Here is a 728-nt window from a genome sequence, read left to right on the forward strand (position 1 = left end):
GGCGCCCGGCTCGGCGCCGCGCCGCGCCGCCGGGCGCAGCAGCCGGCCGAGGACGCGCATCATGGGCGCGCGCACCCGCACGGGCACGCGGGACGGGACGGGCGAGTCCTCCAGGAAGATGTTCACCATCCGGTTGAGGTAGTGGAACGTGACGGCCACCCCGACGAGCCGGGGCGCCTGCCCCGCCGCGAACGGCGCAGCCGCCGAGACCGAGACCGATGCCGACGAGACCGACGCCGCCGACGATGCCGTCCCGGCGGCCCAGGCCGCGAGCGCGTCCCGGTCCGCGCCGTCCGCCGCCCCCGCCGGGACGAGGTCGTGCAGCGCCGCCTCGTGGACGGCCACGCAGTACGGGCAGGCGTTGGCGCGGGACACCGCCGCCGCCACCGCCTCCGCGTCCGGCCGTCCCGCCGCCGGACCGGCGACGAGCGTCTCGCGGAGCATCATCCAGGCGGCGGCCAGGACCTCCGGGGCGGGCGAGTGCAGCGCCACCGGCGGCGCGAGCATCCCGAAGTCCCGTTCGACCTGCTCGTACACCCGGGCGACCAGTCCCTCGGCCGCCGCCGGACGGACCGGGTCGACGTGCGCGACCCGATCCAGCGTCCGGTGCAGCGCCCGCCGCAGCACCCCGGGCCCGGCGACCGCCGCCGGACCCGCGCCGGAGCGGGTCACGGCCGGGTGAGCGAGCGGACGAGGGGGAAGGCGGCGCGGCGCGCGCTGGTGGCCCC

1 pseudogene is annotated in these 728 nt (G+C 79.7%); it reads right to left on the reverse strand.

Features of this window, described 5'->3' with window-relative positions:
• Positions 1-672: pseudogene (locus tag DZF91_RS22890) on the reverse strand (carboxymuconolactone decarboxylase family protein); the annotation flags it as partial.
• Positions 673-728: the final 56 nt, after the last annotated feature.

Origin of the sequence: Actinomadura logoneensis, assembly GCF_003428695.1 — a bacterium.
In the GTDB taxonomy this organism is placed as follows: domain Bacteria; phylum Actinomycetota; class Actinomycetes; order Streptosporangiales; family Streptosporangiaceae; genus Spirillospora; species Spirillospora logoneensis.